Annotated in this window: 22 protein-coding genes and 10 tRNA genes; 21 read left to right on the forward strand and 11 right to left on the reverse strand. The window is 39.9% G+C overall.

Annotation, left to right across the window (positions count from 1 at the left end):
- The 8 genes from kdsA to hemA all read right to left on the reverse strand — a co-directional run.
- On the reverse strand, nucleotides 1-671 hold a 671-nt coding region (gene kdsA / locus H5115_RS12075), incomplete at its 3' end, for a 3-deoxy-8-phosphooctulonate synthase (protein ID WP_182755492.1).
- Nucleotides 672-680: 9 nt separating this feature from the next.
- Nucleotides 681-1,934 carry a DUF819 domain-containing protein gene (locus tag H5115_RS12080; RefSeq protein WP_024595290.1) on the reverse strand — a complete coding sequence of 418 codons (1,254 nt, stop codon included), beginning with the start codon at nucleotides 1,932-1,934 and terminating at the stop codon, nucleotides 681-683.
- A gap of 14 nt (nucleotides 1,935-1,948) precedes the next feature.
- Nucleotides 1,949-2,776: a tetratricopeptide repeat protein gene (locus H5115_RS12085; RefSeq protein ID WP_002958558.1), complete on the reverse strand. Its 828-nt coding sequence runs from the start codon at nucleotides 2,774-2,776 to the stop codon at nucleotides 1,949-1,951.
- A 149-nt stretch (nucleotides 2,777-2,925) separates the two neighbouring features.
- Nucleotides 2,926-3,300, reverse strand: coding sequence for a SirB2 family protein (locus H5115_RS12090; protein WP_182755494.1), 375 nt, complete (start codon nucleotides 3,298-3,300; stop codon nucleotides 2,926-2,928).
- Nucleotides 3,301-3,329: 29 nt separating this feature from the next.
- A complete protein-coding gene (locus H5115_RS12095) occupies nucleotides 3,330-4,874 on the reverse strand; it encodes a response regulator (protein WP_182755496.1) in 1,545 nt (514 codons plus the stop codon).
- Nucleotides 4,875-4,928: 54 nt separating this feature from the next.
- The gene (gene prmC / locus H5115_RS12100) at nucleotides 4,929-5,768 is read right to left on the reverse strand and encodes a peptide chain release factor N(5)-glutamine methyltransferase (protein ID WP_002958555.1); all 840 of its coding nucleotides are present in this window, start codon (nucleotides 5,766-5,768) and stop codon (nucleotides 4,929-4,931) included.
- Between the two features lie 2 nt (nucleotides 5,769-5,770).
- Complete coding sequence (prfA, locus tag H5115_RS12105; protein WP_182755498.1) at nucleotides 5,771-6,856, reverse strand: peptide chain release factor 1; 1,086 nt, start codon at nucleotides 6,854-6,856, stop codon at nucleotides 5,771-5,773.
- A gap of 7 nt (nucleotides 6,857-6,863) precedes the next feature.
- On the reverse strand, nucleotides 6,864-8,120 hold the full coding sequence (gene hemA / locus H5115_RS12110; protein ID WP_182755500.1) for a glutamyl-tRNA reductase: 1,257 nt from the start codon (nucleotides 8,118-8,120) through the stop codon (nucleotides 6,864-6,866).
- A gap of 83 nt (nucleotides 8,121-8,203) precedes the next feature.
- Between hemA and lolB the strand changes: the two genes are divergently transcribed.
- From lolB to H5115_RS12190, 16 genes are all read left to right on the forward strand, one after another.
- On the forward strand, nucleotides 8,204-8,791 hold the full coding sequence (lolB, locus tag H5115_RS12115; RefSeq protein ID WP_182755502.1) for a lipoprotein insertase outer membrane protein LolB: 588 nt from the start codon (nucleotides 8,204-8,206) through the stop codon (nucleotides 8,789-8,791).
- A gap of 2 nt (nucleotides 8,792-8,793) precedes the next feature.
- Nucleotides 8,794-9,651, forward strand: a complete 858-nt coding sequence (gene ispE, locus H5115_RS12120; RefSeq protein WP_154903382.1) for a 4-(cytidine 5'-diphospho)-2-C-methyl-D-erythritol kinase — start codon at nucleotides 8,794-8,796, stop codon at nucleotides 9,649-9,651.
- Between the two features lie 88 nt (nucleotides 9,652-9,739).
- Complete coding sequence (locus tag H5115_RS12125; protein ID WP_002958550.1) at nucleotides 9,740-10,687, forward strand: ribose-phosphate pyrophosphokinase; 948 nt, start codon at nucleotides 9,740-9,742, stop codon at nucleotides 10,685-10,687.
- Nucleotides 10,688-10,836: 149 nt separating this feature from the next.
- Nucleotides 10,837-11,448 (forward strand): 50S ribosomal protein L25/general stress protein Ctc, encoded by a 612-nt coding sequence (locus tag H5115_RS12130; RefSeq protein WP_002958549.1) that lies wholly within the window; start codon nucleotides 10,837-10,839, stop codon nucleotides 11,446-11,448.
- Nucleotides 11,449-11,467: 19 nt separating this feature from the next.
- Nucleotides 11,468-12,052: an aminoacyl-tRNA hydrolase gene (gene pth, locus H5115_RS12135; protein ID WP_182755504.1), complete on the forward strand. Its 585-nt coding sequence runs from the start codon at nucleotides 11,468-11,470 to the stop codon at nucleotides 12,050-12,052.
- A 53-nt stretch (nucleotides 12,053-12,105) separates the two neighbouring features.
- Nucleotides 12,106-13,197, forward strand: coding sequence for a redox-regulated ATPase YchF (gene ychF / locus H5115_RS12140; protein ID WP_002958547.1), 1,092 nt, complete (start codon nucleotides 12,106-12,108; stop codon nucleotides 13,195-13,197).
- Nucleotides 13,198-13,651: 454 nt separating this feature from the next.
- A tRNA-Met gene (locus H5115_RS12145) sits at nucleotides 13,652-13,728 on the forward strand.
- Between the two features lie 46 nt (nucleotides 13,729-13,774).
- Nucleotides 13,775-13,859 (forward strand) — tRNA-Leu (locus H5115_RS12150).
- A 39-nt stretch (nucleotides 13,860-13,898) separates the two neighbouring features.
- A tRNA-Gln gene (locus tag H5115_RS12155) sits at nucleotides 13,899-13,973 on the forward strand.
- A 5-nt stretch (nucleotides 13,974-13,978) separates the two neighbouring features.
- Nucleotides 13,979-14,055, forward strand: a tRNA-Met gene (locus H5115_RS12160).
- 89 nt (nucleotides 14,056-14,144) lie between these two features.
- Nucleotides 14,145-14,229 (forward strand) — tRNA-Leu (locus tag H5115_RS12165).
- Nucleotides 14,230-14,269: 40 nt separating this feature from the next.
- Nucleotides 14,270-14,344: transfer RNA gene (locus H5115_RS12170), tRNA-Gln, on the forward strand.
- Between the two features lie 71 nt (nucleotides 14,345-14,415).
- Nucleotides 14,416-14,500, forward strand: a tRNA-Leu gene (locus tag H5115_RS12175).
- 39 nt (nucleotides 14,501-14,539) lie between these two features.
- Nucleotides 14,540-14,614 (forward strand) — tRNA-Gln (locus H5115_RS12180).
- Between the two features lie 71 nt (nucleotides 14,615-14,685).
- Nucleotides 14,686-14,770 (forward strand) — tRNA-Leu (locus tag H5115_RS12185).
- A gap of 39 nt (nucleotides 14,771-14,809) precedes the next feature.
- Nucleotides 14,810-14,884: transfer RNA gene (locus H5115_RS12190), tRNA-Gln, on the forward strand.
- A 41-nt stretch (nucleotides 14,885-14,925) separates the two neighbouring features.
- On the opposite strand, the gene H5115_RS12195 is transcribed toward H5115_RS12190, so the two are convergent.
- A complete protein-coding gene (locus H5115_RS12195) occupies nucleotides 14,926-16,509 on the reverse strand; it encodes a bifunctional diguanylate cyclase/phosphodiesterase (protein WP_182755506.1) in 1,584 nt (527 codons plus the stop codon).
- A 153-nt stretch (nucleotides 16,510-16,662) separates the two neighbouring features.
- Nucleotides 16,663-17,844, reverse strand: coding sequence for an FAD-dependent monooxygenase (locus H5115_RS12200; protein WP_182755508.1), 1,182 nt, complete (start codon nucleotides 17,842-17,844; stop codon nucleotides 16,663-16,665).
- A 244-nt stretch (nucleotides 17,845-18,088) separates the two neighbouring features.
- Between H5115_RS12200 and miaB the strand changes: the two genes are divergently transcribed.
- From miaB to lnt, 5 genes are read left to right on the forward strand one after another with little or no spacing between them, the layout of a single operon-like run.
- Nucleotides 18,089-19,537: a tRNA (N6-isopentenyl adenosine(37)-C2)-methylthiotransferase MiaB gene (miaB, locus tag H5115_RS12205; RefSeq protein ID WP_002958544.1), complete on the forward strand. Its 1,449-nt coding sequence runs from the start codon at nucleotides 18,089-18,091 to the stop codon at nucleotides 19,535-19,537.
- Nucleotides 19,538-19,587: 50 nt separating this feature from the next.
- Nucleotides 19,588-20,646: a PhoH family protein gene (locus H5115_RS12210; protein WP_182755510.1), complete on the forward strand. Its 1,059-nt coding sequence runs from the start codon at nucleotides 19,588-19,590 to the stop codon at nucleotides 20,644-20,646.
- 4 nt (nucleotides 20,647-20,650) lie between these two features.
- Complete coding sequence (gene ybeY, locus H5115_RS12215; RefSeq protein ID WP_002958542.1) at nucleotides 20,651-21,109, forward strand: rRNA maturation RNase YbeY; 459 nt, start codon at nucleotides 20,651-20,653, stop codon at nucleotides 21,107-21,109.
- A 22-nt stretch (nucleotides 21,110-21,131) separates the two neighbouring features.
- On the forward strand, nucleotides 21,132-22,016 hold the full coding sequence (gene corC / locus H5115_RS12220) for a CNNM family magnesium/cobalt transport protein CorC (protein ID WP_002958541.1): 885 nt from the start codon (nucleotides 21,132-21,134) through the stop codon (nucleotides 22,014-22,016).
- Nucleotides 21,997-23,547 (forward strand): apolipoprotein N-acyltransferase, encoded by a 1,551-nt coding sequence (lnt, locus tag H5115_RS12225; protein WP_182755511.1) that lies wholly within the window; start codon nucleotides 21,997-21,999, stop codon nucleotides 23,545-23,547. Before corC ends, lnt begins: the two co-directional genes overlap by 20 nt.
- A 54-nt stretch (nucleotides 23,548-23,601) precedes the next feature.
- Here lnt and H5115_RS12230 read toward each other — a convergent pair whose 3' ends face one another.
- Nucleotides 23,602-24,867 carry a hypothetical protein gene (locus H5115_RS12230; RefSeq protein WP_182755513.1) on the reverse strand — a complete coding sequence of 422 codons (1,266 nt, stop codon included), beginning with the start codon at nucleotides 24,865-24,867 and terminating at the stop codon, nucleotides 23,602-23,604.
- Nucleotides 24,868-24,877: the final 10 nt, after the last annotated feature.

Here is a 24,877-nt window from a genome sequence, read left to right on the forward strand (position 1 = left end):
CTGCGCGCAAGCTCTGCAGCTTGTGCACGACGACCATCAGCAGAGTCAGCTCGTCCACCAGGGCGTTGTAGCGCATGTGTTGCATCAAAAATAACAGGTGCCATTGCCTTCATGTCATCCATACCAAGCATATCAACCACAAGGTTGTTGTAACCAAAGCTAGAACCACGCTCACAAAGGGCTACGTTGTTATTACCAGCTTCATTAAATTTAGTAATGATATGACGCATTTCATGTGGCGCTAAAAACTGTGGTTTTTTCACATTAATAATTGCACCTGTTTTAGCCATCGCTACAACTAAGTCGGTTTGACGCGCTAAAAAAGCAGGTAACTGAATTACATCAACAACTTCTGCAACAGGTGCAGCCTGATGCGGTTCATGTACGTCAGTAATTAGTGGAATTTTAAACGTGTTTTTAATTTCTTCGAATATTTTTAACCCTTCTTCCATACCTGGACCACGGTACGAATTGATTGAAGAGCGATTAGCTTTATCAAATGAGGCCTTAAATACATAAGGAATATTTAGTTTCGTCGTAACTTCTACGTAATGCTCTGCAACACGCATTGCTAAATCGCGAGATTCTAATACGTTAATACCACCAAACAATACAAACGGTTTATTGTTTGCAAGTTCAATTTCATTAATTTTAATAATTTGGTCTTTCATTTAAATTCCTTAAGGTGCAACTGCTTGCATCATTAATCCACAAATATAAGCCATATAAGTACCCACACCGTAGCCCAGTACAGCTAACAAGACACCAACAGGCGCTAATGACGGATGAAACGCTGATGCTACTACAGGTGCTGACGCTGCGCCGCCCACATTAGCCTGAGAACCCACAGCCATATAAAATAACGGTGCTTTAATCAGTTTAGCCACAATTAACATGATGCTTGCATGCACTAACATCCAAATTGCACCCACTAAAAATAGCCCAGGGTTATTGAAAATAGCGGTTACATTCATGTGTAAACCAATCGATGCAACCAAAATATATAAAAAGCTAGAAGCTACTTTTGAAGCGCCAAACGCTTCTATTTGCCTCACTTTAGTAAACGATAAGCCTATGCCAATCGTTGTTGATATAACAATTAGCCAAAAGAATTTACTGTTTAAGCTGTATTCTTTTGCCCATTCATAAGTAGTGCCAAAGTACGGCCCTAAAAAGTCAGCGCAAAAGTGTGCTAAGCCAGTTATACCAAATGCAATTGCAATCAGCGTCATGTAATCATTAAGAGTTGGAATGCGTGCATGTTCTGCATGATATTCTTCCACACGCTTTTTCAAATCTTCAATTGCGCTTGTATCAGCACCCGTCGCTGCATCAATCTTTTTATGATTTGCTGCCATTAACAATAAAACAGCCATCCAAATATTAGCGACAATTACATCTACTGTAATCATTACTGAGAATATATCACCACCAACTTCAAACATTTCTTTCATTGATGCTTGGTTAGCACCGCCGCCAATCCAGCTACCTGCAACAGTTGTCATACCGCGCCATACGGCATCTGGGCCATGCCCACCAACAATACTTGGGTCAAATGCGCTCACCACTAAAATAGCTAATGGCCCACCAATAACAATGCCTAAAGTACCCACTAAAAACATAATAAGTGCTTTAGGGCCTAAGTTAATAATCGCTTTTAAATCAATACTAATGGTAAGTAGTATCAAACAGGCTGGTAGTAAGTAGCGCGAAGCCACATAATAAACATTAGATTTATTACCATCTACAATACCAAAGGTATTTAATAACGAAGGTAAAAAGTAACACAGTAATAAAGCAGGTACGTATTTATAAAATCGTTTTAAAGCTGGACGCTCACTGTTTGAGGTTTTAAAAATAAACCCCAAAATAATAGCAAGCAAACCAAGCACAACGGCATCATTTGTAATTAATGCGCTTTGAGTTTCAACCATAATTATTCCTATTCTTAATGGTGCGTTTTATTATTATCTTCTAGTTCTTCTATTTGGTGTTGAATAATCTCTATTGCAGGATCGTCCGGACACTCATCTACAAAAAACTGTAAATCATCACGTGCCATTTTAGGGCAACCGAGCTGATTTAATAAGTAACCTCTGTCGCGTCTCTCATACGGGTCGTCGCCTATTAACTCCATTAGCATCTCTACACAGGTTAAAGCATGACCAAATTTATTTTCGCTAATGAAAGACCATTTTTGCTGAGCTAAAAATAACTTATATACTTCGTCATCAAAAATCAGTTCTAGTGGCTCTTGCTCTTGACCATCATCTTCATCTGCGTTTTCAGGGATAATATACCAACTTTGTTGTCCACTGCTTGGCTCTATTATGTAGCCTTCTTCGTCACTAATCGCCACATGTACGCCAACATCACCTTGGGTAAGACTAAGGTTCGCGTCACAGTTAGCTTGTTGTAAAAAATGACAAAGTATAATTGCCAGTGTTGTAGGTGAACCACTGCGCATAGAAAGCGTATAGCTTAATGTATTTAATTTATATTCAGGCACTTTTAAACCTGATGCACTAAATAGCCAATCACTGTAAAACATATCTAATAATTTTTCGAGGCGATCGTGCTCATCACTCACTTTTAAACACAGCGCTGAAATTTGCTGTTCAAAGTCAGTTAAAGTTTCATAACATGGTGTTAAATCTATCTGAGGGTCCCACTTTGACTCTGCTTTAATACAGCGGTAAATCGCTGGAGGTGTAAATTCATCGTAAGCATCATCAAGATAAGATTCATCGTGTTCGTCAAACCCGAGGGTAGTCATTAATACTGCAACATTTTAGAAAACGAAGGCGTAGTTTACCTAACTTTAAAGCTATATACCAATATAGAGGTGTATTTGAATATTTTCTGAGAGGGAGTTGTATTTGAGCTTTACAAAACAACTATAAAGCTCAAATAGTCAGATATTACTTAAAGCAAAAAAGCTGATTTAGACGTCGCTAAATAACCTATCGCTAAAATAACAGCAGTGTTAACTAAAACGTAAGCAACTTTAGCCGCCATTTTAGTTTGTCGGGCGCTTTTAGCCCCAATACCAATGTATATAACCACTAAAACTATTTTTTCTAATAGCCAATATTGTTCAAACGGATTAATTTTAGCCATAAATATAAGCGTAAGTGCAGACACTAACAATAAAGTATCTATACTGTGACTACCAATCATTACCGCTTTATTTTTTGCTAATTTACCACTGCCCATTCGCGAAAAAGCGCGAATATAAAATAATATTACACTTAACATCGCAATTGCCATGTGCGAGTGCTTTACTGCTAAATAATCCATATGCCCCTGTACTTCTGTTTTATAAAAATTTAATCAGGAAAACGGTTAAGAACCGCTTCTAACTCATCAAGCTTCTCGTTAAATACTTCAACCAATTTTGGTTCAAAGTGTGTGCCTTTTTGAGCGTTAATTTCATCAACTACGTTTTGCAGTGTCCAAGGTTCTTTATAGCATCGTTTATGGCGAAGTGCGTCGTATACATCAGCAAGTGCAACTATACGACCAAATACATTAATTGCGTTTCCGCTTAAACCTTGTGGGTAACCAGAGCCATCCCATTTTTCATGATGCTCTTTTGCAATAATTGCGCCTGCACTAACAATCTCATGGGGAGAGTCTTTTAAAATAGTATAGCCTTTATCAGTATGGGTTTTCATCACTTCCCATTCTTGGGCGTCTAACTTTGCTGGTTTATTTAATACCGCATCAGGAATGCCCACTTTGCCTACATCATGAAGAGGCGACGCCAACCTTACTAAATCAGCATCATGCTTAGATAAGCCATACCCTTGTGCCAATATATGACAAATATGTGCTACACGCTTAACATGATTACCCGTTTCTGTTGAGCGTTGCTCTACCGCTTCACTTAACCTGTAAACAAGCTCTTGCTGAGTCGCTTCTATTTCAGACTGAAGCTGCACATTTTCAAAGGCAAGTTGCACATTTTGAGAAAATATTTTGATTAAATGACGCTGAGTATCCGTTAAATCCTTTGGGACACCAGATATGAACAGCATTGAATTATGATTGTACTCACTACTGCAGTACGCAAATAAGTAATTATCTTTATAAATGATACTTTTATCATTAAGCGCCTGATGACACGCACTTAACTGCTCAGCTTGTAATACCTTATCAAGCTCTTTACCTTCACTTTTTTCAAAATCGCCAGTGCCAGAGCACACTATTAGTTTTTTATTTTTTTCATGTTCTGGGTTTTGTGCAACTAAAGTGGTGGCATACATAGCTTGATCAGCAATACCCAATAAAGATGTTAATTGCTGCATAACGCCTTCAATAAAGTGCTCTATTGAATGCGCAGAAAAAATATCACGAGACGCTATAATTATTTTCTCAAGCCCTTCGCGTGACTGCTCAATCGAAATAATATCCCGATACGAGCGTAGGCTCGACATAATAACAGTAAATAATTTTTGAGCCGTTAGCTCCGTTTTCGATTTGTAATCGTTAATATCATAATTAATAATGACTTGACGTTCAGGTGCCTGGCCAGGTTGGCCTGTTCTTAAAATAATCCGTATATGATTATTTTTAGCTTCTTCACGAATAAACTTAGCAACCTGCAAACCAGCGTCGTCGGTTTCCATTACCACGTCAAGTAGCACAATAGCGGCATCTGGATGCTCTTTTATGAGCTCTTTCGCTTCAGCACCTGAGTAGGCACTAATAAACTCTAAGCGTTTATTTTGAAATTCAAAATCACTCAGTGCTAGTTTTGTAACAGCATGTACTTCAGGTTCATCATCAACGATTAATACTTTCCAGGTACCGTGTTCAATCTCATCGATTGTTTCTTCTGGTTCATCTGAAAATAAAAAATCACCCATCATAGTCGAAATTCCTTCATGGCATTATTTAACGCACTAGTAGGCAATTATTATTCTCTAGGGCCACAGTGCAAGTGTTACACGGTCATTGTTACCAAGGTCTTTCACTGTTTTAATATTAACAAACGCCATTTTTTCAAAAAAATGACGTACAGCTTCACCTTGCTCAAAACCGTGTTCTATTAAAAGATAGCCATTAGATGACAAATAGTCACGTGATTGTGTAATTATTTGTTTAATATCAGACATTCCGCAATCATCAGCCACTAATGCCGATAAAGGCTCAAAGCGCACATCACCCTGATTTAAATGTATATCGCTACTTTCTATATAAGGAGGGTTAGTGACAATTAAATTGAATTTTTCGCCATGCAACTCACTAAACCAGTTACTCTGTTTAACATGTACATTATTAATCGCTAATCGCTGCTGGTTACGTGTAGCAAGTGCAACTGCATCGCTTACTCTATCTACTGCAGTAATTTGCCAACTAGGCATTTCACTACCCAGTGCCAACGCTATTGCACCAGTACCTGTGCCTAAATCAAGCACCTTTGCTGTAGCGGGTAGCGCTATTTCAAGTGCTTGCTCGACTAATGTTTCAGTATCTGGTCGAGGTATTAGGGTCGTTGCGTTAACTTCAAGCGATAAGCTCCAAAATTCACGCAGCCCAGTTATATGGGCTACGGGCTCACCTTTTAAACGTCTTTGGATAAATACATTAAACTGCGATTGTTGCTCATCACTAAGCGCATGTTCTGGCCAAGTAAAAAGGTAACTGCGAGGTTTTTGAAGTATATGAAGAAGTAAAACTTGTGCATCTAATTTAGCACTTTCGCTGCTAGATGCTAATAAGTCAGCACCTGCAGCAATTGCTTGTTCAAGAGTGTGAGCCACAATTACTCGTCGCCCATGGCCGCAAGTAAGTCAGCTTGATGCTCTTGCATTAATGGGTCAATAATCGCACTTAAATCACCGGCTACCACTTCGTTTAAACGATAAAGTGTTAAGTTAATACGGTGATCTGTAATACGACCTTGCGGGTAGTTATAAGTACGAATACGCTCAGAACGATCGCCACTACCTACCAAGTCACGACGTTCAGAGGCTTCTGCCGCATGGCGTTTTTCATCTTCAGCTTGTTGCAGTCGAGCTGCAAGTACTGACATCGCTTTAGCGCGGTTTTTATGCTGCGAACGCTGATCCTGACACTCCACCACAACACCGGTAGGTATATGTGTAAGTCGAATAGCAGAATCAGTTTTATTTACGTGCTGACCACCTGCGCCTGATGCACGAAATGTATCAACTTTTAAATCTGCTGTATTAATTTGTATCGCTTCAGCTTCTGGTACTTCTGCCATAACCGCAACAGTACACGCTGAGGTATGAACACGACCTTGTGATTCAGTCTCTGGTACACGTTGTACGCGATGTACGCCTGATTCAAACTTTAATTGACCGTAAACGCCTTCGCCACTGATATTTGCAATAACTTCTTTGTAACCGCCATGCTCACCTTCATTGGTGCTTACAACTTCTACTTTCCATTTTTTATTTTCTGCGTAGCGGCTGTACATACGAAATAAGTCACCAGCAAAAATAGCCGCTTCATCGCCGCCCGTCCCTGCACGTACTTCAACAAACACGTTGTTGTTATCTCGCGGATCTTTTGGCAACATTAATACTTGAATTTTATCTTCAATCACTAGTATTTGTGCTTTTGCTTCTTTATATTCTTCTTGCGCCATTTCACGCATTTCAGGGTCAGAATCTTTAAGCATTTCTTCTGCACTGGCTAAATCGTCTTGCGTTTCTTTATAGTTTAAAAACGTTTTTACAATCTCTTCAAGCTCAGAATACTCTTTTGAAAGCGCACGAAAACGGTTTTGATCACTAATGACCGACGGGTCGCTTAGCAGCGCTTGTACTTCTTCATAACGCTCTACTAAGGTTTCTAATTTATTATAAACAGACTCTTTCATTTAACGGTTATTCCTGATCAATACCTAACATTTTTTTCAACTGGTTTAGCTGCGCCACTTCACCTTTTTTCGCTGCATCTTGTATTGCACGGGTAGGCGCGTGCATTAAGCGATTGGTTAATTTATTGGCGAGCTCTAATATAATTTTTTCTGCATCTTTACCTGTATTGAGCTGACTAACAGCACGCTCTACAAGTTCAGACTTAATTGTTTGTACATCGTTTCGATAATGGCGGATTAAATCTACCGAATCGAGTGAACGCATCCACATTGCAAATTCTTTGGTGCGTTCAGTAATAATTATTTGCGCTTGCTGTGCAGCTTGCTCGCGCGCTGCCATATTCTCGCTTACAATGGTTTGTAAGTCATCAACGGAATATAAATAGGCAGCATCTAGCTCCCCAACTTGGCTTTCTATATCACGCGGAACCGCTATATCTATAAATAGCATAGGTTTGTGACGTCGCTGCTTTAGCGCCTGCTCAACCACCCCTTTACCAATAATAGGCAAAGTGCTGGCTGTAGAACTAATCACTATATCGGCTTTATGCAAACGCTCAGGCAATTGCGCCAAAGCAATCACATCTGCCGACACTTCGTCAGCTAAGTTACGAGCTCGCTCAATAGTTCTATTTGCAACAGTGATATTTTGAGGCTCATTTTGGTATAGATGTTTAGCAACCAATTCGATGGTTTCACCTGCGCCAATTAATAACACATTGGTCTTATCAAGCTTGCCATAAATATGCTTTGCCAAGTTAACTGCAGCAAACGCTACCGATACCGCACTTGCGCCAATATCGGTTTCAGTTCTAACTTGTTTCGCTACTGAAAATGTTTTTTGAAACAACCTATCAAACGTAACACCTACTGCATCGTGGTTTTTAGCACTAAAAAACGATTGTTTTATTTGCCCCAAAATTTGCGGTTCGCCCAACACCAAAGAATCCAACCCACACGCCACGCGCATTAAGTGATTAATAGCATTGTTATCTTCGTAGCAATAAGTGTTTTTGCTCAGTTCATGTTCATCCAAACCATGGAAACTGGCAAGCCAGCTCAACAGTGTTTGGGAATTTTGCTGAGCGAGGCTACAATAGATCTCGGTTCGATTGCAGGTAGACACAATAACCGCTTCATTAAAGTCGGCATGGCCACTTAATTGTTGCAACGCCTCTGAAATTTGCTCAGGCGAAAAAGCCACTTTTTCACGTAATTCTACGGATGCGGTTTTGTGATTTATACCTAGTGCTATTATGGTCATATTTGCCAAATATTGCTGAGCCCTACTTCAAAGGCGGTAATTTTACCAAAAATCAGCGGAATATGGAAAGTAAGGAACAACATTTGATTCGACAATATTTGATTTTATTCATGTTTTTTTTGTTTTTAGGTGGCTGTGCTCATCAAATTGATACAAAAACAACACTTTATGATGATTGGAAACCACGTTTAGCTGCTCAAAAAACTTGGCAAGTAGAAGGTAAACTTGCATTTATTAGCCCAGAAGAGCGTCAATCTGCAAACTTAAATTGGCAGCAAACAACAAATTCCAATAATTTAATACTGACTACTTTTATTGGTACTCGTATTTTGTCGCTTAAACAAACAGCTAACGGTGCTGAATTAGAGTTTGACGGTGAACAATACTTTGATACTAACGCTGCAGAGCTTTTAAAACGATTAACGGGTTTTACACTACCGGTTGATAATGCCGATAACTGGCTTAAAGGCACTATTGACGATGAAAGTTTAATTGTTGATGAGCTTGGGCGTGCAAACCAAGTATTATGGTTTGATAATACAGGCAAAAAATGGCAAATAGATTATGGCACCTATGTACAAAACGCAGGTTACTGGTTACCTACTAAACTGACGTTAAAGCACCAACAAATAAAAATTAAAATTCAACTATACGATTGGCAGTTTAAATAAGTATGAATAACAAAACCTCTTTTTCACTTATTGCTCCGGCAAAACTCAATTTATTTTTACATATTAATGCTCGCCGAGAAGATGGCTATCATGAACTTGAAACCTTATTTACTTTTTTAAATTTTGGTGATGAGCTGCATTTTGAGTTAACAACAGATGGGAGTATTTCTGTCGGTGGTGATACTAAAGACATCCCTCTAAATGATAATCTTATCTATAAAGCGGCTTTATTATTACAAACACACTGTAAAACCTCTTTGGGTGTAAAAATAAATTTAATTAAGCGCTTGCCGATGGGGGGCGGTGTTGGAGGAGGTTCATCTGACGCAGCGAGTACTTTATTAGCCCTAAATAAGTTATGGAAACTGGCACTAAATTTAGAAACACTAGCACAATTAGGGCTCAAGTTAGGGGCAGATGTTCCGGTGTTCATACAAGGTCAAAGCGCCATAGCGCACGGTATTGGTGAAAAACTACACCACGTAACACTTGAACAAAAATGGTACTGCGTTGTACACCCTAACCAACATGTAAGTACCGCAAAAATATTTACACATCCAGATTTAAAACGCGACACACCAAAAATAATAGGCGACTGGAAACACCATACTTTGACCAACGATTGTGAGCCTTTAGTTAAAAAGCTTTGCCCCGAGGTTGAAAAAACCCTCCAGTGGTTGCTAAAATACGCACCGTCGAAGATGACCGGAACAGGTTCATGTTGTTTTGTCGAATTTGCTAGCCAAGTTCAAGCACAAGATGTACTTGAAAATCTCCCCCATACTTGGCAGGGTTTTGTGGCTTCAAGCGCAAATGTCTCACCTGCTCATACGGAGTTAACCGCCATATTCGATCAATGAAGTAACGTACAAGTAATCATAAGTTAACCCGCAGTGATATTTATCATTGCCCGTTAGTCCAAATATTCAGTGCCTGAGGAACCCTACCGTGCCTGACATGAAGCTCTTCGCTGGTAACGCAACACCTGAGTTAGCTCAAAAAGTTGCAAAACGTTTATATATTGAATTAGGCGATGCTGTTGTTGGCCGTTTTAGCGACGGTGAGATCAGTGTTCAAATAAATGAAAATGTTCGTGGCTCGGACGTTTTTATCTTGCAATCAACCTGTGCCCCTACAAACGATAACCTGATGGAACTTATCGTTATGGTTGATGCTCTACGTCGTGCATCTGCAGGTCGTATTACTGCCGTCATTCCTTATTTTGGTTATGCGCGCCAAGACCGTCGTGTACGTTCTGCTCGTGTTCCAATTACCGCTAAAGTTGTTGCAGATTTCTTATCAAGTGTTGGTGTTGACCGTGTTCTTACGGTTGATTTACACGCTGAACAAATCCAAGGCTTCTTTGATGTACCTGTAGATAACGTATTTGGCAGCCCTGTATTACTTGAAGATATGAAAGAACGCGACTTTGAAGACGTCGTTGTTGTATCTCCAGATATCGGTGGTGTTGTACGTGCTCGTGCAATTGCAAAACTACTAAATGATACCGATTTAGCAATCATTGATAAACGTCGCCCTCAAGCAAATGTTTCTCAAGTAATGCACATTATTGGTGACGTTGAAGGTCGTGATTGTATTATCGTAGATGATATGATTGATACCGGTGGTACATTGTGCAAAGCCGCAGAAGCACTTAAAGAACATGGCGCTAAGCGTGTATTTGCATACGCAACGCACCCTATCCTTTCAGGTAAAGCAGCCGAAAACTTACGTGACTCAATGATTGATGAAGTAATTGTAACTGACTCAATTCCGCTATCTGATGAGCTTAAAGCCCTTGATAAAGTTAAGGTACTTACGCTTGCTGACATGTTAGCAGAGACTATTCGTCGTATTAGTAACGAAGAATCTATCTCAGCGATGTTTGAACACTAAAATTAAACATTCCTGAATATAAAAGCGCCTTTTGGCGCTTTTTTTGTAAGCGATGTTTATTTTATCTGGGCGTGGTGGTATGATAGCGCGCCTTTTGGCTAGGGACCTTGGTCGCAAAGGCCCTACACATTTAAATAACTGGAGACATCATGTCTAACAAAACTTATACGTATAACGCTGAACTTCGCGTAGAAACTGGTACTGGTGCGAGCCGCCGCCTACGTCGCGAAGACAAAGTTCCTGCAATCCTTTACGGAGCTGATAAAGAAGCTTTATCTCTTACTTTTGCTCATAAAGATATGATCAAAGCTCAAGAAGACGAAGGTTTCTACACGCATATCCTTACGCTTAACGTTGATGGCGAAGCTGTTGAAGTAATCTTAAAAGATATCCAACGTCACCCATTCAAGCCTAAGCTTACTCACCTTGATTTCCAACGTGTAGATGCTACTCATAAATTTCAAACTAAAGTTCCTCTACACTTCATCGGTGAAGAGATTGTAACTAAAGCTGGCGCAACTGTTGTTCACCAGTTAACTGAAGTTGAAATTACGTGTCTTCCAAAAGCACTTCCAGAATTCATTGAAGTAGATGTTTCTAAGTTTGTTGTTGGCGATTCAGTTCATATCTCTGACCTAACTTTCCCTAAAGGCGTTAGCTCTGTAGATTTAGCTAAAGGCGAAGGCCATGATCAGTCTATCCTGACTATCAAAGCAAACAAAGCAGCTCCAGTTGAAGACGACGCTGCAGCAGCAGAATAATATTTAAGGTCTCGCAACCTTGAATTCTATTCAAATGCTTGTGGGCCTGGCTAATCCAGGCCCCGAATACGCAAACACACGCCACAATGCAGGTGCTTGGTTCATCGAGCAAATCGCTGCACGCTATAACTGCACTCTAAAACACGATCCTAAATATCATGGCCTTACAGGCAAAGTGATCATTCAAGGCCAAGAATTCAAATTATTGATCCCCACTACTTACATGAATTTAAGTGGTAAAGCGGTCAGTAGTTTAGCTAATTTTTTCAAAATCCCTGTCGAGGACATTTTAGTTGCCCATGACGAATTGGATTTAGACCCAGGCGTTGCCAAATTAAAAAAAGGTGGCGGGCATGGCGGTCATAATGGTTTAAAAGACATTATTGCAAAAATGGCAAATCAAAAAGACTTTATGCGCTTGCGCATTGGTGTAGGTCATCCGGGGCATCGTGAAATGGTAACTGGTTGGGTGCTTGGAAAAGCGGCCAAAGAAGACCAAGAAAAAATGGATGCTGCTGTTGATGAAGCAGTTCGTTGCATGGAAATACTTGCAAAAGATGGTGTGTTAAAAGCACAAAACAGACTACATTCGTTTAGACCCTAGTAACTTGGGTCCAAGTACACCGTTTAAACGAATTCTAAACAAGGTATCTTACTATGGGTTTTAAATGTGGCATCGTTGGCTTGCCTAACGTAGGTAAATCAACGCTTTTCAATGCACTAACTAAAGCGGGTATTGAAGCCGCTAACTTTCCTTTTTGTACCATTGAGCCTAATACAGGTGTGGTGCCTGTGCCAGATCCTCGTCTAGACGAACTTGCTAAAATTGTTAATCCTCAACGAGTTCTTACCACTAGTATGGAATTTGTAGATATTGCTGGCTTGGTAAAAGGCGCATCTAAAGGTGAAGGCCTTGGTAACCAGTTTTTAGCTAACATTCGTGAAACCGATGCAATTGGCCACGTAGTTCGCTGTTTTGAAGATGAAAACATCATTCACGTAGCAGGCACTATTGACCCTGCTGACGATATTGACGTAATCAACACTGAGTTAGTACTTGCTGATATGGATAGCGCTGAAAAAGCCCTTTTCCGTAACGCAAAAAAAGCAAAAGGTGGTGATAAAGACGCCAAAGAGCAAAATGCCGTACTTGAAAAAGTAAAAGTGCATCTTGATGAAGGCTTAACTTTACGCGCTTTAGCATTAACTAAAGAAGAAAAAGCAGCAATCAGCTCTATCAACTTCTTAACTATTAAACCAACTATGTATATTGCAAACGTTGCTGAAGATGGTTTTGAAAATAATCCATACCTTGACCGTGTACGCGCTATTGCTGCAGCTGAAGATGCGATTGTTGTTCCTGTATGTGCTGCTATCGAATCTGAGCTTTCAGAATTAGATGACGAAGACAAGCTTGAGTTTATGGCTGATCTTGGCTTAGAAGAGCCCGGCCTTAATCTTGTTATTCGTGGTGGTTATGAATTACTACAATTACAAACTTATTTCACTGCGGGTGTTAAAGAAGTGCGTGCATGGACAATCCCTGTAGGTGCAACAGCGCCACAAGCAGCGGGTAAAATCCATACCGACTTCGAGCGTGGCTTTATTCGTGCGCAAACGATTGCTTTTGACGACTTTGTTGCCTTTAAAGGTGAAAGTGGCGCAAAAGAAGCAGGTAAGATGCGTCAAGAAGGTAAAGAGTACATTGTTAAAGACGGCGATGTAATGAACTTCTTGTTCAACGTATAAGTTAAATGAAACCAAATTAGTATTGGTAATAATTTTAAAGGCTCGTTTTTACGAGCCTTTTTTGTACCTCCAACGTTATAAACTTATAAAATTGATATAGCCCCAACCTAAATGCCTACGTTTAATTTAAAAAACACACTGCGCAGAAGATCAAACCTCAATAATAAGTACCTCTTAAACAAATTAATGTTAAGATTTAACCAGAGCGTAATAATTTGTCGAATAATCAAACAGCTTCAAACTATTGGTTTTTGCTTTTTTTATTTAGCGACAAATTTTGTATGTGAATTGCACTCAAAAAATCATCATTTTTATTAAAATTTAGCCGCTTAGCTTAATTTTCCTGCAAACAAACACAGTTAAGTGTTTTTTTGCAAAAAAGGTGTTGACGAATTTGGGTCATATCAGCATAATACGCCCCGCACTCAGCGATGAAGTGCTAACAAAAAAAGATGGCTAAGTAGCTCAGCTGGTTAGAGCACATCACTCATAATGATGGGGTCACAGGTTCAAATCCCGTCTTAGCCACCATATTTTTTTGTTGCTCAATGAAGAGTTTAAAATAACTACCTTGTGTGCGGGAGTGGCGGAATTGGTAGACGCGCTGGATTTAGGTTCCAGTATCTTAGGATGTGAGAGTTCAAGTCTCTCCTTCCGCACCATAATTCTTGATAAGAATTAAAACTATCAATTGTTATTGTTGGGATATCGCCAAGCGGTAAGGCACCAGGTTTTGATCCTGGCATTCCCAGGTTCAAATCCTGGTATCCCAGCCAACAATGGCTAAGTAGCTCAGCTGGTTAGAGCACATCACTCATAATGATGGGGTCACAGGTTCAAATCCCGTCTTAGCCACCATTTCTTTTTTTAGAAGTGGCTCTGCAAGAGTTAAATTGCACTCAATGAAGAGTCTAAAATAACTACCTGTGTTTTATAACACAAACGATGCGGGAGTGGCGGAATTGGTAGACGCGCTGGATTTAGGTTCCAGTAACTTCGGTTGTGAGAGTTCAAGTCTCTCTTTCCGCACCATGTTCTTGATACGAACTAAAAATATCAATTAATTCTTTGTTGGGATATCGCCAAGCGGTAAGGCACCAGGTTTTGATCCTGGCATTCCCAGGTTCAAATCCTGGTATCCCAGCCAACTTCTTCTACCAAGGAAAGTTGAATAAAAGAATAACTCTTGCTTAGAGTTTAAATGAGCAAATTAGTGATGCGGGAGTGGCGGAATTGGTAGACGCGCTGGATTTAGGTTCCAGTATCTTAGGATGTGAGAGTTCAAGTCTCTCCTTCCGCACCATGTTCTGATAAGAACTAAAATTATAAAAGAATTCTTTGTTGGGATATCGCCAAGCGGTAAGGCACCAGGTTTTGATCCTGGCATTCCCAGGTTCAAATCCTGGTATCCCAGCCAACTTCTTCTACCAAGGAAAGTTGGATAAAAGGATTGCTCTAGCTTAGAGTTTAAATTAGCAACTTAGTGATGCGGGAGTGGCGGAATTGGTAGACGCGCTGGATTTAGGTTCCAGTAACTTAGGTTGTGAGAGTTCAAGTCTCTCCTTCCGCACCATGTTCTTATTAAGAACTAAAACTAATTCAAATTTATAGTTGGGATATCGCCAAGCGGTAAGGCACCAGGTTTTGATCCTGGCATTCCCAGGTTCAAATCCTGGTATCCCAGCCAATTTGACTTCCTTCTCTAAAACTTCTCAATATTCATTAAATTCAGCTTACTTTTTCTGTACTTAAATATACATTTATAAATTCATCTATATTTATTGGTTTGCTATATAAATACCCTTGTAAATAATCACAGTTAAGACTCAACAACGCCTGTTCTACCTCTTTAGTTTCTATTCCTTCAGCAACTACATCGCAATTTAATCGACTCGCTAAAAACAATGTAGATTCTACAATGGCGTAATCAGGCGAGTTAGTAAGCATATCTTTGACAAACGACTGATCAATTTTTATTTGATTGATTGGCAGCTCTCTTAATAATGACAGTGACGAAAAGCCAGTACCAAAGTCATCAACACTAAATTTAAACCCCCGCATACTCAACTGTTGCATCATTTTTCTTGCTGCGGGTATGTTTGTCATCATTGCCCCTTCTGTAATTTCAAATATTAGTGAATCACTTAAAGTCGGGTCAGTAGTAAGTAAGCTAATTATAAATTCGTAAAACTCGCTGCTTTCGATATCTTTCGTTGATAAGTTGACATGAATAGTACCGGTAAACCCAAAGAGTTTAAGTTTTCTAATATGGTTAACTGCTTCTTGTACAACCCATTTCGATAAAACAAAAATTAGCCCTGTACGCTCAGCTACACTTATAAACTTTTCAGGACTAATAAAGCTACCATCAGCTTGCGGCCATCGGATCAGCGCTTCTAGGCCATGCAATTGAATATCTTTGGAGTTCATTATTGGTTGTAAATAAAGCTCGAACTCCCCTTTGTGTAACGCGGCTTTAATTTTGACTGATAAATCAAAAAAGTCCTCAGCTCGTTTACCTATTTCAGATGAGTAATTTACTAAAGGTTGAAATGTCTTTTTTGCTTCATGCAGTGCCAAGTTGGCTTTTTTTAATAACTGGTCGGGTAATCGGCTATCATCTGGGAAACGGCTTACGCCTATACTTAATTCTATTTTAACCATTTGCTCATGTGTACAAAACGGGGCTTTAACGGCTGAGTTTATAATATTTACACAGTGAGCCATGCTTTCATCAGTATCGGTATTCAGTAAGAACGCAAACTCATCCCCCCCTATTCGATATAACTTAGCAATGCCACATAGTTCTTTGCTTAACTTATTAGCAAAAGCAGCCAGTAGCTGATCACCACATTGATGACCAAAGGCATCATTAATTTGTTTAAAATTATTTAAATCAATATAAAATAATGCAAATGAAGAAGGGTAATCAACTTGTTTACTCAAGGATTTAAAAAAGTTATTGCGGTTGGGTAAGGTTGTTAAGTTATCGTGCTCAGTTTGATATTTTTGATACTGCGTTGCTTGCTCTATTTTAAGGATGCTTTTCAAACTCAGTTTGACAACTAAGAAAACAAACCCTGCACCACCAAATAATATTGTGGCAACTGCATTTCTTATTATTGGTGCCGTATCGTAATTTGAAAAGTAATAAAGTATCCACCAATACCCTAAAATAAAACAGACAATAGCGCATAACAGTACACTCCACGCTCTTTGCGATGTTTTTTTACAAACTTTAAAGGTTGTTTTTAAGCTAGCAACTAGCAGTAGCGCACCTAAAATAATTATTACTGAAAAAAAATTATCCACACATAGGCTCTTTAAAATTATTAAATTGCGGTTTAGTGATATAACCCTAGTCAAATTAAAATTTTATTTAATATAACTGGGTCACTATTGGTCCACTTAAAACATACATAAAAAAAGGCTCATAAATGAGCCTTTTTAATCTCTACTTTAAATTTAGCCTAAATCACCGCTAATTGCGTATTTTAAAACCCAGTTTTTTATAGGGCCTGTATTATTAGCCATTTTTAAAAACTGGCTACGTGCCCATTTAAGTGGCGCAACTTGGTTAGAAAAGCCAAAGTAACACGCGTCCATCATGCTCATCATTAATAAATTAGCCTTACGGCGAGCTCGCTCGTATTCTTTAAGCGTTAACGGGCACCCTATATCCGCTGCATTGTCTAAAACTTCAGCAAGTGCCACTACGTCCTGAAAACCTAAATTTACACCCTGCCCTGCAAGCGGATTTATTGTATGTGCAGCGTCGCCGACTAAAACTAAGCGCCCTTGTGAATAGCTGTTAGCATGTTGGCGAGTAAGCGGAAATATTGCATGAGTCTGTACTTCAAAGTCTCCAGCAAGTTCAGGAAATTTATTAAGTATGTGCATTTTTAACTGAATTGGGCTTAGCCCTTTAAATGCTTGCAATGTATTTGCATCGTCGTACCAAATTAAATTAGCGTACGGTGCCTGCATTGGTAAAAATGCTAACGGCCCACTTGGTGTAAACTGTTGCCATGTTTTAATTTGTTGCGGTGCATCGAGTTTAATTAACACCCCCATGCAATGCTGTTGGTACTGCCAACCCGTAATACCAATATTCGCCTTATCGCGCAGCTGCGATTGCCCACCATCGGCTGCAATCACTAAATCAGCGGTATAGGTTTTAGCTCCATACACAAGCGTAATTAAATCATCCGTTTGCTCTATTTTAGTAATAGGTGTGGCTTGCTCAATAACCTCAATCTTATAATGATCAAATTGCTGCCATAAACCTGCTTGAATTAAACTATTTTCAATTAAGTGGCCTAAATGCGTGGTGTTTATATCGGCGCAGTCAAACAATAAATTATCACCACCGCGCTCAAATGCCTCTAATTGTTGATAAGGCGCTATGCGGTTTTGCCTTAAAAGCGGCATTGCTCCTAATTCATCAAGTAAATTTTCTGAAAAACGATTAATAGCCGACACTCTAATATCAACCTTATCACTACTAAGAATCTGTGATGGATCTATTAGGTGTTTTTCGATTATGCGTACGCCAAAGCCCTGTTGAGCAAGCTTTATCGCCATAGCCGCGCCAACCATGCCACCACCAACTACTATCACATTATTTTTAGTCATGTTTTTCATCATTTTATTATTACTTGAGTCTGTTTTGATTGTATCAAAATTAATTTGTTTTATACCAGAGGATATCCCTAACAGCTGATTAAACTCGCCTCGTATTGATTTGAGATCACAAACATGAAAACTATACTTGGATCTGGACGGGTATCCAGCTAAAATACGCCTCCTTTGAGTGAGCATGCTTGCTCCTTAATCCTGTTTCAAGCACATTTTTGTGCCACTATCGAATTGAACACGAGGCTATATTTCAATGAGCAAAAAGCTGCATATTAAAACCTGGGGTTGTCAGATGAACGAATACGACTCTCAGAAAATGGCTGAACTTTTAGATGCCACCAACGGCTACCAGCTAACTGAAGATGCAACAGATGCCGACGTAATCTTACTTAACACCTGTTCAATTCGTGAAAAAGCACAAGAAAAAGTATTTCACCAATTAGGTCGCTGGAAGTTATTAAAAGACGACAAGCCAGATTTAATCATTGGTGTAGGTGGTTGTGTTGCCTCACAAGAAGGTGACTCTATTCGCCAACGTGCGCCATTTGTAGATGTTATTTTTGGTCCGCAAACGCTACACCGTTTACCAGAAATGATTAAACAAGTGCAAGGCGACAAAGGCTCATCGGTTGTTGATATTTCATTCCCAGAGATTGAAAAATTTGACCGCCTGCCAGAGCCAAAAGCAGATGGCCCATCTGCTTTCGTATCAATTATGGAAGGCTGTTCTAAGTACTGTACTTTTTGTGTTGTACCTTATACTCGCGGTGAAGAAGTTAGTCGCCCAGTAGATGACGTACTACTTGAAGTTGCACAACTTGCAGAGCAAGGCGTACGTGAAGTAAATCTTTTAGGTCAAAACGTAAACGCATACCGCGGCGATACGCACGATGGCGAAATTTGTTACTTCTCTGATTTAATTCGTCTTATTGCAGCTATTGATGGTATTGACCGTATTCGTTACACCACATCGCACCCGGTAGAATTTACCCCAGATATAATCGACGTTTACGCCGATGTACCAGAGCTTGTAGATCACTTACATTTACCAGTACAAAGTGGTTCAGACCGTATATTAAACCTAATGAAACGTGGTCATACGGCAATTGAATACAAATCGACAATTCGTAAGTTACGTAAAATTCGTCCTAACTTAAGCATGTCGTCAGATTTCATTATTGGTTTCCCAGGCGAAAGCAAAGAAGACTTTGAAGCAACCATGAAGCTTATTAGCGACATAGGTTTTGATATGAGCTTTAGCTTTATTTACAGCGCACGCCCAGGTACGCCAGCGGCAGATTTGCCGGATGACGTAACAGAGCAAGAGAAAAAAGAGCGCTTATACTTACTACAAAACCGTATTACACAAATGGCGCAGCAAATTAGTCGTCAAATGTTCGATACAGAGCAACGTATACTTGTTGAAGGTCCTTCTAAGAAGAACCCTATGGAATTACGTGGCCGTACCGAAAACAACCGTGTAGTAAACTTTGTTGGCCCGCACACAGTGATCGGACAGTTTGTTGATGTACGTATTACCGAAGCACTACCTAACTCTTTACGTGGTGACTTAATTCGTACAGAATCAGAAATGAACTTACGACGTGAAGTCGCTCCTTCAGCTATTTTAACTAAAGCTGCAGCTGCAGAGCCAAAACCAGACACTGTTAACGAAATTGGCGTAGCTACTTTCGTTCCTTAGTCACACAATTAGCGCCAGTTAACGCTGGCGCAGTACTATAGGAAGCAATTTTGAGTAATCAGTTAAAAACATTAGAGATTTATTTAGAACCTGCCGATAACAAACGCCTTTCTTCTTTATGTGGCCCGTTTGACGAAAACATCAAACAAATTGAACGCCACCTGGCTGTTGAAATAATTCACCGTGACAACTTTTTTAAAGTAACCGGTAAACTACACAACTGCGCCGGCGCTGTAGAAATCTTAAAAAACCTTTATGTTGATACTCAGCCAGTTCGTGGTGTTTTAGGCGAAATAGAACCCGACGCCGTTCATTTAGCAATTACCGAATCAAAAGCCTTAGATCAAGATGCATCCAGCAGCGCTTATGGCAAAGAAATGGTTATTAAAACTCGCCGTGGTGTTATTAAACCACGTAACGACAACCAAGGTGTTTATGTGGCTAATATTTTAAACCACGACATTACCTTTGGTATTGGCCCTGCAGGTACTGGTAAAACTTACCTTGCAGTTGCAGCCGCCGTCGACGCTCTTGAGCGCCAAGAAATACGCCGTATATTGCTAACGCGCCCTGCTGTTGAGGCTGGTGAGAAGCTTGGCTTTTTACCTGGCGATTTAAGTCAAAAAATAGACCCATACCTGCGCCCTCTTTACGATGCGCTTTTTGAAATGCTAGGTTTTGAAAAAGTAGAAAAACTCATCGAAAAAAATATCATCGAAGTCGCACCGCTTGCTTACATGCGCGGACGTACTTTAAACGATGCCTTTATTATTTTAGATGAAAGCCAAAATACCACCGCCGAGCAAATGAAAATGTTTTTAACCCGTATAGGGTTTAACTCAAAAGCGGTGATTACAGGCGATATTACACAGGTCGATTTACCTCGTGGGACACGCTCAGGCCTTCGCCATGCAATTGAAGTACTTGATGGCGTAAACGAAATTAGCTTTAACTACTTCAAAGCCCACGACGTAGTACGCCACCCTGTTGTAGCACGCATAGTTGAAGCCTACGAGCGTAACGACGAAAGCGAGCGACTTAAGCGCATTGAAAAGCAAAATGCAAAAGACGCACTCGCTGCTCTTCAACAGCCTACTACTAAAGAGTAATACTTTGACAACCGAACTTGATTTACAAATAGCCTGTGAGTTTGACAACCTCCCAAGCGAAGAACAATTTGCACTATGGGCCGACAAAGCCCTTAGCCAATACCGTGACGAGTCCGAACTCAGTATCGTTATTAGCGACGAAGCGCAATCGCAACAACTTAATAACGACTATCGCGGTAAAAATAAACCGACCAACGTACTGTCGTTCGAATTTGAAGCACCACCAGGAATAGATATTCCCTTGGTTGGTGATTTAATTATTTGCCCAGCCATTGTATTAGCTGAAGCAATTGAGCAAGAGAAGTCATTTCATGACCACTTTGCTCACATGGTTATTCACGGATGCTTGCATTTGCTTGGATTTGACCATATAAAGAGTGACGATGCTTTAGAGATGGAAAGCATCGAAAAGCAATTACTTGCAGAGCTAAACATAGCTGACCCATACCGGGACGATATTTAAATTAACGGAGCAATTAGACGCAATGAGCGACGGTAACTCGCAATCTAGCCAGGGTTCTTCTGGCAAAACGTGGTTGGGCAGAATAGCCCAAATGTTGCAAGGGGAACCCCAGAATAGAGAAGAGCTGGTCGAAGTTATTGCCGATGCGCAAGAACGAGACGTAATCGATCCAGAAACAAAAGAGATGATAGAAGGTGTGCTTGGCGTGTCTGAGCTTAAAGTGCGAGACATAATGGTTCCGCGCTCACAAATGATCACTCTTGAGATCGACAGCCCGCTTGAAGAACTAATTCCAATGATGGTTGACTCAACTCACTCACGTTTTCCAGTGGTGATTGAAGACAAAGATCATGTAGAAGGTTTTTTACTCGCTAAAGATTTATTGCCACTGATCTTAAATAAAGACGAGCATTTACCATCAATACGCGATTATTTACGCCCAGCAATGGTAGTACCTGAGAGCAAACGTGTTGATACATTGCTAAACGAATTCCGTCAGCAACGCTACCATATGGCTGTTGTTATTGATGAATACGGCGGCGTATCTGGCTTAGTAACGATTGAAGATATTCTTGAAATAATTGTTGGCGAAATCGAAGATGAGCACGACGAAGAAGAAGAACATCAAGATATTCGTCAACTTGCTAAACATGTCCACGTAGTGCAAGCACTCACTCCTGTAGATGACTTTAACGAGCATTTTAAAACAGGCTACAGCACAGACGAAGCCGATACTATCGGCGGAACTGTACTGCACGCATTTGGCCATATGCCAAGCCGTGGTGAAACGATTGACATAGAAGGTTACCAATTTAAAGTAACCAACGCCGACAATCGTCGTATTTTGCAACTGCAAGTCACCGTTCCTAAGGCTGATGATAACGACAGTGAAGAAACTGCTAACTAGACTTACCCTATTAGCAAAAGATAAAAAAGCATGGCTCGCACTCGTTGCGGGCCTTGTTTTAACTTTTGGCTATGCCCCTTTTGAAATTTGGCCCATCGTATTTATTAGTATTGGCGCCATAATTTTTTGCATTAATCCCAATAATACCGGTAAAGCACACGCAAAAACCGGTGCTAAATATGGCTTTATATTTGGCCTAGGCTGGTTTGGTGCAGGTATAAGCTGGGTACATGTTTCTATTGCCACCTTTGGCGGTATGCCGCTTATAGCGTCGCTCTCGTTAATGGCTTTTTTGTGCTCATACTTAGCATTATTTCCCGCACTTGCCTTTTGGGCAACTACACGCTTTGCTAGTGGCCCTAAAAGCTTTGGCGCATTACTAATTGCCTGCTTTGCAATTAGTGAGTATTTACGTGGCACCGTACTTACCGGTTTCCCGTGGTTAAGCTTTGGCTACACACAAACCGACGGACCTTTAAGGCTGCTCGCCCCTTATATTGGCGAGTTTGGCTTAACTCTTACCTGTGTCGCTATTGGCTTTGCACTATATAGACTTACCCAAAAAGATTTTAAAACCCCGGCGGTTACTGCGACAGCTGTTGCGCTTATTTTTACAGGTGCAAATACCACAGGCAGCATTCATTACACAGATAAAAACATGTCAGTATTGCTCGTACAAGGCAACATACAGCAACACCTGCGCTTTGAGCCAAGTGAGTTTTGGACCACAATGAGCAAATACCAAGACATGACACGTCCACATTGGGATGCCGACTTAATAGTATGGCCAGAAGCCGCAGTGCCTGAAATAGAAATGCTTGCCGATTCCTACCTAGCCAATTTAGACAGTGCCGCCTCGTTTAATAAAACCGCCCTTGTAACCGGTATTGTTGACTACCAGCGAGACACCAAAAATATATTTAACACCTTAATTGTTGTCGGTAATAAAGAGCGCGGCGACGAGCATGGGCATTACCATTACCTTGATAAAAACCGCTATCAAAAACACCAGCTACTACCTATTGGCGAATTTGTACCATTTCAAGACTTTTTGCGCCCTATTGCCCCATTATTCGATTTGCCTATGTCATCGTTTACCCGTGGCGACAAAGTGCAAAACAACTTACGCGCCAATGGCTATAACTTACTCCCTGCTATTTGCTACGAAATTGTTTTTGCCGACTTAGTACGCGGTAATTACAAAAGCGACTCTGACCTACTCTTTACTGTAAGTAACGATGCCTGGTTTGGCGACTCTATTGGGCCTTTGCAACACATGCAAATAGCCCGTATGCGCGCGCTCGAACTACAACGCCCTCTAGTGCGTGTTACAAACAATGGTGTAAGCGCCGTATACGACCCCATAAGCCACACTCAACAAACCATGCCTCAGTTTGAAGCTACCATATTGAAAGCCAACATTAAGCTTATAAAAGGCGACAGCGTGTACAGCCAATACGGCAATGTGTTTGTGTGGGGATTTGTGTTGTTGATGGGAGTTGTTGGGTTTGGGGTTAGGTTTAGAAGTTAAGCTCGCTATTTAAGATGTAGGGCCTACATATTTAGCTCTACATTTTTAAAGTGTTTAATTAGCTTCTAAAGCCATTTCTTCTAAAGATAACCTTAGTAAGTAGCTACACCATTCCCTTAAATTTAGCAGACTAACTTGGTAGTACTCTCTAGCGTTACTCATTGTATTGCTATCTAATAGTGGTACCACACTGCCTGAATATGAATTATCGACAAACCTAGTTCCTTGGTGAAGGTATCTTGATCTTAAACCGTAATATGAATTAATTATTTTAACTAATGGGTCATTATTGCTATCTTTTCCCACATAACTTCTCACTCTATCTGAGATTGAATGTACTTGTTGACCACAACTATCACACTTTTTACTCTTCGAAGCTCCAATCAACGACGCAACTTCTAATGAAGACATATAAAGTATCATTGCATCTTCACTTGATGATGGATGAAGTTTAGCTGCATTAGAGAATCTTAAATCGCTCTGAAAGTCAGTATTCCCCTCATCACTTGCCTCCCCTATTCTCGGAGTTGGGGAATATGTATCTAAGGTAAATGAATCTAAAGATCTGCCTGATGAAAAATGAGCATAAGAATTCAAGAGTAATTGAATTTCATAAGAGTAAATATCATTACTCAGTATGTAATCAATAAGGAAACAGGTTTTTTCTGAGATTTGAACTAAGCCATCAGCTATTGGTTTAGCATCAATCCAACTTATATCTCTAGAGTATTTATTAATTTCAATACTTGAAAACGATGAATCATTGTCACTTTGAGTATCTCGAATAATCAAACAGTTTGTACTAACAGTTAAAATTTCAATAATCGTTTTAATTTTTTCTGCTGCTTTAGCTTCTGCATCTACAGCATCATAACCATTAATATCAACTATCAATTTAATTGAGCTATTACCTGTTGGTTTTAAAACAAAACTTTTACCTGAGTATGCGGCAATAGAACCCCTAATAACTTCAAGTGAAGTACTAAATCTGAATTTAGAAATCAGTTTTTTATAATCTAAACTATTTTTAACTAGCTCTCTAATAACTTTTAGGTCGCTTATAATTTCATCACTTTCGATATAATCAGAGAACATGACCGCGACTAAATTTCCTTTTTGTTTATACGTGACCGAAACCTCGAAAGAACCTTTAGCTTTATAGTCCATACGTCCTAAAATTATTTGTTTAGAACCTAGCTTTTTATACGGAGAGTAATGCCAAGCACACTTACCAAAGTGATCTCTAATACTTGCCCATAAAGATCTCAAAAAATGATTACTTTCATTTTCATTATTTAATCCTTCAAGTAAGACTTCCAAATAGATATAC

The organism is Pseudoalteromonas sp. SR44-2 (genome assembly GCF_014163745.1).
GTDB lineage: Bacteria > Pseudomonadota > Gammaproteobacteria > Enterobacterales > Alteromonadaceae > Pseudoalteromonas > Pseudoalteromonas distincta.